An 8514-nucleotide genomic window follows, 5' to 3' on the forward strand; every position below is an offset into this window, starting at 1 on the left:
TCTTCCTCGTCGGCCTGTTCGGCCCCCTGCTCGTCGGCCCGGCGACGCCGGACGTCCTCCACGCCGCGCAACCGCCCGTGTTCACGACCATCAACGACCTCATCGTCGGCAACTGCGTGGGGCCGGTGACCGACGGCGCCTGCGCCGGGACGGCCCGGTTCCCGTTCGGCACCGATCCGTTCGGCCGCGACATGGTGTGGGTGACGGTGCAGGGCGCGCGCATCGCGCTCCAAGTCGCCCTCGTCTCCTCGGTCATCATCGTTCCCGTCGCCACCGTCGTCGGCGTCACGGCGGGCTACTTCGGCGGCCCCGTCGACGCCCTCCTGATGCGGTACGTCGACGTCCAGCAGTCCGTCCCCGCCATCGTCATCTACTTCATCGCCATCTTCGTCTTCGGCCGGAGCCTCTTTCTCATCGTCCTCGTGTTCGGCCTCCTCGGGTGGGGCGGCGTCGCCCGCATCGTCCGCGGCGAGGTGCTGTCGCTCCGAAACGAACACTACGTCACGGCGGCCAAGAGCGCGGGCGCCTCGAACCTCGACGTCCTCCGCAAGCACGTCGTGCCGAACGTCACCGACACCGTCGTCGTCTCGACGGCCCAGCAGATTCCCTACCTGATTCTCGTGGAGGCGTCGCTGTCGTTCCTGAAACTGAACGCCATCGAACTGCCGTCGTGGGGCGAGACGATTCGCTGGGGGATGAGCGACTACTTCCCGCTGTTCTGGTGGATTTCGACGTGGCCCATCCTCGTCCTCGTCGCCACCATCCTCGCGTTCGGCCTGTTCGGCGACGCGCTACAGGACGCACTCGACCCCCGGGAGTAGGCGGGCGGCGGAGCGTCGTCCGACCCGTGGTTCGGTCCGGGGCCGCTCACGCGTCAGGAACGCTCGTACGTCGCCGTCAGTCGCGCCCGTTCGAGCGTCGCGTCGTCGATTGCTCGCTGGACGGCGTCGCGTCGCGCCCCCGCCGTCACGTCGAGTCTGTCGCCGAGGGCGAACAGCGTGAACCGGTAGGTGTGCGGGCCGTCGCCGGCGGGCGGACACGCCGGGTAGTATCCCACGTCGCCCCCGCCGAGTCGTCGTCCGGTCGCCCGACGCACCCGGCCAGCGAAGCGCCGGAGAGCGCGAGCACGTCGCGTCGGTGCATGCGTACCGGTGCGTCACCTGACAGGAGAGAACTAGCCCACGCTACGGCCCGTCGGCTTCGGCGTCTTCGCGGTCGTACGCCCCCGCCCGGCGCAGTTCTCCCGCCCGGCGAAGCACGTCGGGCGTCCGACAGCGCCGTCGGCGCCGGTGGCCTGCGGGACGGCGCAGTTGTTGCAGTTCCGGCAGACGACGCGCGTCGTCGGGTCGCCGTCGAGCAGTCGGGCGGGCAGTCTCGGTTCGGCGTAGAACGGGCGGCCGAGGCCGACGGCGTCGCAGGCGTCTCCGAGCAGTCTGTCCATCTCCGCGCGGCCGCGAATCCCGCCCTCGCAGAGGACGGGCACGTCCACCGTGCGCCGGACGCGCCGGCACAGGTCGGCGTTCCACGCCGGTTCGAAGTCGTACGCCTTCGACTCCAGCCAGTTGCCGAGAGCGACGAGTCGGGCGCGGAGTCGCCCGCCGAACGCTTCGGCGTACCCCGCTTCGAACCGGTCGTCGCGCCACGCGCGGTCCGGGTAGTTCCCCTTCACGATGCTGGCGTCCCAGAACACCGAGCCGTTGACCGGGACGAGAGCGTCGTAGCCGTAGTCGGCGAGGCGGGCGCAGATACCCACGGCGTCGTCGGCGGAGAGGCGGCGGCGGACGACGGGCGGGGCGGCCGTCTCGGCGGGCACCTTCGTCATCACGGGCACGTCGCCCGCGCGCGAGCGAATCTCGTCGTGGACGACTTCCAGAAAGCGGACGCCGTCGCGGAACTCGTCGTCGCGGCGGTTGTAGAACGACGAGAGGAACTGGTGGACGAGGCCCATGTTCGCGCCCGCGAGGTGAATCACGTCGTAGCCCGCGTCGGCGCACCACTTCGCCGACCGGCCGAAGTCGGCGGCGAGTTCGTACACCTCCTCGGTGGAGAGGACGTGCGCGTCGTAGTCGAGAAACCCCGTCGCGGCCATCGCGCGCAGGAGTCGCGGCGGTTCGGAGACGGCGAGTTGCCGGAGGTCAGGGTGGTCCTCGCGGTAGCCAGCGTGCCACGTCTCCATGCTCCTGAGGCCGCCGTGTTCGAGTTGGACGGCGATGCGCCCGCCGTGGCGGTGAATCGCGTCGGTGAGACGGGAGAGCCGAGAGACGAAGTCGGGGTCGTGGACGCGCGTCATCCCCGGCGCGGCACAGCCACCCTCGCCGCGGACGATAGTCGCGCCCTGACAGACGAGTCCCGCGCCAGACGCCGCGGCCGGTTCCAACTCGGCGACGAGACGGTCCACCGCCTCGGGCCCGTTCCCCGCGCACTCCAGCAGGGGCGACCGATAGAGGCGGTTCGGCACCCGCACGTCGCCGATTCGGAGCGGTGATTCGAGACGGGACATACGCGACGGGAGGGCGGGGGCGAGTATAGGTGCTGGGTCGGTGCGTGGCGCTCCCGACGACCGTTCGGGTGGTCGCAAAGAGCTTTGACCCGACTCGACCAACCTCGCCGCGTGAGCGACCCGAAACCGTTCCGGTACGACACCGAGGTGCCGCCGGGCGAGAAGCGACACCTGCGGTACCAGATAAGCGAGACGTACCTCGGCGACCCCGTCGAGATTCCGGTCACGGTGATAAACGGTGAACACGGCGGTCCGCGGGTGTTCATGACCGCCGCCCTCCACGGCGACGAACTCAACGGCGTGAAGGTCCTGCAGGAGGTGTCGGCGCGCTACGACCCCGCGGAGATACACGGCACCATCGTCTGCGTCCACGTCGCCAACGTCCCCGGCTACCTCGCCCAGCAGCGCTACATCCCCATCTACGACCTCGACCTGAACCGCTCGTTCCCCGGGCGTGACTCCGCGAACACGGCCGAGCGGATGGCGAACCAGATATACGAGCGGTTCGTCCGCCCGTGCGACGTCGGCATCGACTTCCACACTTCGACGCGGAACCGGACGACGATGTATCACGTCCGCGCGGACATGTCGAACCCCGAGGTGGAACGCCTCGCCCGGTCGTTCGGCTCGAACCTCGTCCTCTCGGGCGAGGCGGACGCGGGGTCACTCCGCACCGTCGCCACGCGGGAGGGAATGCCCACCATCACGGTGGAGATGGGGCGGGCGCACCGCTTCCAACCGCCCCTCGTCGAACGCGCGCTGGAGGGCGTCGAGAGCGTCCTCGCGGAGTACGGTCTCCTCCCGGACCGGCCGGTGGCGTGGCCCGGGTGGACGCGCGTCGTCGCGAACGCCTCGGACAAGGCGTGGCTTCGCGCCGACACGGGCGGGCTGGTGGAGATGCAGTACGGCGACGTGCCTCTCGTGTACGCGGACGACACCATCTGCACCATCACGGACCACTTCAAGAAGCGCGAGAAGCGGGTCGCCGCGCCGTTCACGGGTCTCGTCATCGGCGTCCTCCAGAACCCCGTCGCCGCGCCGGGACACCCGCTGTGTCACCTCGTGAGCGTGCGCGACGAGACGCTGGCCGAGATTGAGCGGCAGATAGACGCCGGGGAGTTTACCGAACGACCGTGGTCCTGAGAGCCGTTCCATCGGCCCGACCCGAGCGCTGTCGTTCGGAGTGAGGCCGTGGTCCTGAGGGCCGTTCCATCGGCCCGAATCGAGCGCTGTCGTTCGGAGTGAGGCCGTGGTCCTGAGGGCCGTTCCATCGGTCCGACCCGAGCGCTGTCGTTCGGAGTGAGGCCGTGGTCCTGAGGGCCGTCTCGTCGGCCCGAATCGAGCGGGCGCGTCAGCCGTCGGTGAACTCGCTCCCCGCTCGCACCTGTTCGTGCGTGTGGTGGTAGAACCGGACCTTCGCCCGCCCGTCCACCGTGACCGGGTCGAAGCAGACGCGGCGGTAGACGGCGTTGTCGAGGAGGTTCACCATGAGGCCGGCGTCGTGTTCGGAGACGGAGTCGTACGCGACGCCGCAGACGGGGCAGACGCCGGCGGCGTCTTCGGGGACGCGCATCGCTCGGAGGGAAGGGCCGATTCGGCAAAACAGTACGGTCGAGGGACGCTCAGAGCGTGCTCGACATCCCGCCGTCGACGACGAGCGATTCGCCGTTGACGTAGCCGCCGAGGTCCGAGGCGAGGAACACCGCGGCGTTCGCGACGTCTTCGGGCGTGCCGGCGCGGCGGGACGGAATCGTCTCGACGAACGCGTCCTCCTGTTCGGTGCCGAAGATGGGCACGTCCTCCGTCGTCATCGTCGTCTCGATGAGACCCGGGTGGATAGCGTTGACCCGGATGCCCTGCGGTCCGAACTTCGACGCCAGAGCGTACGTCATGAGGCGGACGGCCCCCTTCGAGGTGTTGTAGGTGACGTACTCGCCCGACCCCTGAAGTCCGGCGACGCTGGAGATGTTGACGATGTTCCCGCCGCCCTTCTCGACCATCTTCTTCGCGGCCGCCTGCGACCCGAAGAAGACGCCCTTCACGTTGATGTCCATCAGCGCGTCGTACTCCTCCTCGGTCACGTCGAGGAACTCCTCCGCGCGGAAGATACCGGCGTTGTTGACCATGACGTCGACGCCGCCGAACTCCTCGGCCTCCTCGACGGCCGCTTCGAGGTCCGCCACGTTCGTCACGTCGCACCGGACGAACTTGGCCCGACGGTCCGTCTCCGCCATCACGAGTTCGTGCGTCGGCGTGCCGCCCTCGCGGGGTTCGGCCTGCAGGTCCGCGACGACGACGTCCGCCCCCTCGTGGGCGAAGGCCATCGCCATGGCGCGTCCGTTGCCGCTCGAACCACCGGTCACCACCGCCACCTTGTCTTGCAGTAATCCGACCATGAGTAGAGTACGACATCATAATATTTATCTTAGACGGGTAATACAACAGATATTTCAGATATAACCCGATTAAGAGTAATTACGAAACTTTCTCCGACTGCCGGCGGAACGGACGCGCCACGTCAGTCAATCGGCCCCTCCGCGAACCTCGTCGGCGACGCGGCGAATCGTCTCGTACTCGCTCTCGTCGTAGGCGGCGAACCGAACGTCCGACAGCGAGTCGGGTTCGTACTCGTCGATGACCTCGCAGATGATGCGCGCGCCGTCTTCGAGGGCGAACCCGGCGACGCCGCACCCGAGCGCCGGCATCACCAGCGACTCGCAGCCGAGCTCGTCCGCTCGTTCCAACGCGTTGTGCGCGGCGTCGCGGATGCTGTCTGCCGTCGCCCGCCCGTCGCCGTAGTGCGGCATCGCGGCGGCGTGAATCACGTAGTCGGCGTCGAGTCCGAACGCGTCGGTGACGGCCACCGCGCCCAAATCGACGGGGCCTTCCGCCATCGCCGCCTCGTTCAACTCCCCTCCGCCGCCGCGTCTGAGGGCGCCCGCGACGCCCGACCCCATCCGGAGGCTCGTCCCCGCGGCGTTCACGAGTGCGTCCGCCGTCTGCTGTGCGATGTCTCCGTGGACGACGCGAAACTCCATACTTCGAACTCGGAGTCGAGAACGAAAAAGTCGGGGCGCGTCGCGGTGCCTACTCGTCGCCGTCCGGGCCGCCTGCTCCGTCTTCGCCGTCGACGCCGTCCACGTCGTCGTTTCCGTCCACGTCCGTATCCTCGTCCCCGTTGGCCGACTCGACCGCCGGGTCGTGCCGTTCGTACCACGAGGTTATCTCCGCCAGCCGGTGAATCGCTCTGTCCGGGTCGCCGACGTTGTGGTGTTCGTCGGGGTAGAGGACGAAGCGCGCCTCGACGCCCTGCTTCTTGGCGCTGACGTACAGTTGCTCGGACTGGGACGGCGGACAGCGCCAGTCCTCGCCGCCGGCGACGACCAGCAGGGGCGTCCGGAGGTTCCCCACGTCGGTGATGGCCGACGAGGCGTCGTAGGCGTCGGCGTTCTCCCACGGGACGCCGTAGTCGTTCGTCGTCCAGACGTGACTGTCGTCGGTGCCGAACGCCGACCGCAGGTCGTAGATGCCGTGTTCGGGCGCGGCGGCGGTCAGCAGGTCCGGATACTGCGTGACGAGGTAGCCCTGCGCGATGCCGCCGTAGGAGAAGCCGTGGCCGAAGACGCGGTCCTCGTCGACCCACCCGCGCGAGACGAGTGCGCGCGCGCCGGCGGCGACGTCGTCCACCTCGACGGTGCCCCACTCGCCGCGGAGCACTTCGGCGAACTCGCGGCCGTAGGAGGACCCGCCGCGGTAGTTCGGGCGGAACACGAGGTAGTCGCGGGAGGTGAACACCGCGTGCGTGAAGTCGAACACGGGTTCGTCGTAGGAGATGGGCCCGCCGTGGATGGCGACCACCAGCGGACGCGGGTCGGGGTCGTCGAAGTCGAACGACGGCGGCGCGTAGACGATGCCGTCGATTTCGGCGCCGTCGCTGTCGTAGGAGACGCGCCGCACCTGCGGCATCTCGTACGCGTCTCGAATCTCGGCGTTCAGGTCCGTGAGTCGGGTGAGGGCCGCGTCCGCGTCCGCGTCCGCCGCGTCGGTGGCGAACGCGTACAGGTCCGACCCCTCGCTCGGGTGCGAGAGGTGGGCGAGAACGGTCCCCTCGGCCGTCTCGAACGCGAGGCAGGCCCGGTCGTCGCCCTGGGCCGGGAACGTCCGTTCGGGCGCGTCCGCGTCGGCGTCGAACCGCACCGGGCGCGTCTTCCCCTCGTCGCCGACGAGGGCGTAGAGCGTGTCGTCGTCGGCCCAGTGGGGGTCCGCACCTCGAGCGAGCGTCCGGTCGAGCGACGCCGAGACGCTCCGGTACGCGGCGTCGGCGTCGTCCGTACCGTCGCTCGCGCCCCCGTGGTCGTCTCCCGCGTCGGTGTCGTCGGCGTCGAGAGCAACCCCGGCGTCGGCGTCGGCGACGTACAGTTGCTGTGGGATACACCAGTTCTCCGGGTCGCCGCCGACGAACGCGAGTCGGTCCCCGTCGGGCGACCACGCCGGAAGCGTCGCCGTGAGTTCGCCGTCGGTGTGGCGTCGCTTCGCCGACCCGTCCGGTCGGACGGAGTAGACGTCGCGGACGAACGTGTCGTCCCCGTCCTCGCCCTCGTAGGCCGCGTACGCGATGCGGTCGTTCGGCCCCCACGCGGGCGTCGTGCCCGACAGTTCGTGGAACGCGCCGCCGCCGCGGGCCTCGTCCAGTCGGTCCGCCGCACCGGTCTCGACGTCCACGACGAACAGGTACGTCGTCACGGTGTCGAGGAATCCCGACCCGTCGAGTTTGTGCTGCAACCGCTCCGTCTCGACGGGGCCGCCGTCCCGCCGGTCGTCGAGGGAGTCGCGTTCCTCGTCGGTCGGGTCGCGCGCGGCGACGACCATCCGGTCGCCGTCGGGCGACCAGTCGAACTCCGACGCCCCCTCCTCGAAGTCGGTCACCTGCCGGGCGTCGCCGCCGCGGGCGAGGTCGAACAGCCACACCTGCGTCTTCGGTTCCTCCTCCTCGTCCGCGGGCGGTTCGGCGTCGTCGTCGGCGGCGGCGGCGGCGTCCGCGTCGACCGTCGACTCGTCTTCGCTCTCCTCGTCGCGGCCGACGCGCCGGCGGCGTCCTCCTCGCGGGCGGCGAGGAAGGCGAGTCGTCCGCCGTCCGGCCCCCACGCCGGACTCGACGCCGAGGCGACGCGGGTGAGTCGGTGGGGGTCGCGGCTCCCGTCGGTCGGGACGACGAACAGCGACGAGAGCCGTTCGTCCGCGTCCGGGTCGAACTCGGCGGCGACGAACGCCGCCCGGTCGCCCGACGGCGAGAGCGCCACGTCCGAGAGGACGGTCAGGTCGTAGAACGTCTCGATTGGCAGCGGGTCCATGTCGTGTCAACTGCCGTCGCCCGGACAAAGTACGTTCGCCAACCGGAAGGTGCGCGCCGGGGCGCGGAGAGTGCCGCGGCGGTGACGGGAGGCGGGCGAGAGGGCGCGGCCACCGCGCAACCGAACGGCTCTTTCCCCCCCACCGCGGAGTGAGCGTATGAGCGACTCCTCCACCCCCTCCGACGCGGACGACCCGGCCCTCGACGCGTTGGCGGACGTCGCCACGCGCGCCGTCCGCGCCGGCGGCGACTACCTCGAAGACGCCTTCCGCGACGGCCACGTCGCGGGCGAGTACGGCAACGACGACGTGAAGACCGACGCGGACCGCGCGGCCGAGGCCCGCGTCCTCGACGTGGTCCGCGGGGCGTTCCCGGACCACGCCGTCCACGGCGAGGAGTCCGGGCGGAACGGCGACCACCGGTACGAGTGGGTCGTCGACCCCCTCGACGGCACGAACAACTTCGCCTCCGGACTCCCGGCGTTCGCCACCGCCGCGGCCGTCCTCCGCGACGGCGACCCCGTCGTCGCGGCCATCCACGAACCCCTGCCGGACTCCACCTACGTCGCCCGCCGCGGCGTGGGCGCGACGGTGAACGGCACCCCCCCTCTCGGCCGACAGCGACGTACCCCTCGAACACGGCACCGTCTCGTTCGTCCTCGGCC

At 70.1% G+C, this 8514-nt stretch carries 7 protein-coding genes and 2 pseudogenes; 3 read left to right on the forward strand and 6 right to left on the reverse strand.

The genetic code is table 11. The features are described 5' to 3' along the window. Window positions 1-821 (forward strand): ABC transporter permease (locus tag GJ632_RS16220; RefSeq protein WP_191453494.1); only part of this gene is annotated, 821 nt, incomplete at its 5' end. A 53-nt stretch (window positions 822-874) separates the two neighbouring features. Here GJ632_RS16220 and GJ632_RS16225 read toward each other — a convergent pair. Beyond that, window positions 875-1057, reverse strand: coding sequence for a YbhB/YbcL family Raf kinase inhibitor-like protein (locus GJ632_RS16225; RefSeq protein WP_394351823.1), 183 nt, complete (start codon window positions 1055-1057; stop codon window positions 875-877). Between the two features lie 127 nt (window positions 1058-1184). Further along, window positions 1185-2500, reverse strand: a pseudogene (locus tag GJ632_RS16230) (NADH:flavin oxidoreductase). A 111-nt stretch (window positions 2501-2611) separates the two neighbouring features. On the opposite strand from GJ632_RS16230, the gene GJ632_RS16235 reads away from it, so the two are divergent. After that, window positions 2612-3643 carry a succinylglutamate desuccinylase/aspartoacylase family protein gene (locus tag GJ632_RS16235; RefSeq protein WP_089805884.1) on the forward strand — a complete coding sequence of 344 codons (1032 nt, stop codon included), beginning with the start codon at window positions 2612-2614 and terminating at the stop codon, window positions 3641-3643. 208 nt (window positions 3644-3851) lie between these two features. Here the strand turns inward: GJ632_RS16235 and GJ632_RS16240 are convergent, their stop codons facing one another. The 4 genes and pseudogenes from GJ632_RS16240 to GJ632_RS16255 all read right to left on the reverse strand — a co-directional run bounded on the left by GJ632_RS16240 (window position 3852) and on the right by GJ632_RS16255 (window position 7851). Further along, a complete protein-coding gene (locus GJ632_RS16240) occupies window positions 3852-4073 on the reverse strand; it encodes a hypothetical protein (RefSeq protein WP_191453496.1) in 222 nt (73 codons plus the stop codon). 49 nt (window positions 4074-4122) lie between these two features. Next, the gene (locus GJ632_RS16245; protein ID WP_191453497.1) at window positions 4123-4896 is read right to left on the reverse strand and encodes an SDR family oxidoreductase; all 774 of its coding nucleotides are present in this window, start codon (window positions 4894-4896) and stop codon (window positions 4123-4125) included. Window positions 4897-5022: 126 nt separating this feature from the next. Continuing rightward, complete coding sequence (locus GJ632_RS16250) at window positions 5023-5538, reverse strand: macro domain-containing protein (protein ID WP_191453498.1); 516 nt, start codon at window positions 5536-5538, stop codon at window positions 5023-5025. Between the two features lie 49 nt (window positions 5539-5587). After that, window positions 5588-7851, reverse strand: a pseudogene (locus GJ632_RS16255) (prolyl oligopeptidase family serine peptidase). A gap of 157 nt (window positions 7852-8008) precedes the next feature. On the opposite strand from GJ632_RS16255, the gene GJ632_RS16260 reads away from it, so the two are divergent. Further along, a partial coding sequence (locus tag GJ632_RS16260; protein WP_231751615.1) for an inositol monophosphatase occupies window positions 8009-8514 on the forward strand: 506 nt, incomplete at its 3' end.

It is taken from the genome of Halogeometricum sp. CBA1124 (assembly GCF_009741955.1).
GTDB lineage: Archaea > Halobacteriota > Halobacteria > Halobacteriales > Haloferacaceae > Halogeometricum > Halogeometricum rufum.

What these genes read in the sequence shown, in the direction of transcription:
- GJ632_RS16245 (WP_191453497.1), bottom strand. Translation starts at nt 4,896, where the DNA reads ATGGTCGGATTACTGCAAGACAAGGTGGCGGTGGTGACCGGTGGTTCG.
- GJ632_RS16240 (WP_191453496.1), bottom strand. Translation starts at nt 4,073, where the DNA reads ATGCGCGTCCCCGAAGACGCCGCCGGCGTCTGCCCCGTCTGCGGCGTC.
- GJ632_RS16250 (WP_191453498.1), bottom strand. Translation starts at nt 5,538, where the DNA reads ATGGAGTTTCGCGTCGTCCACGGAGACATCGCACAGCAGACGGCGGAC.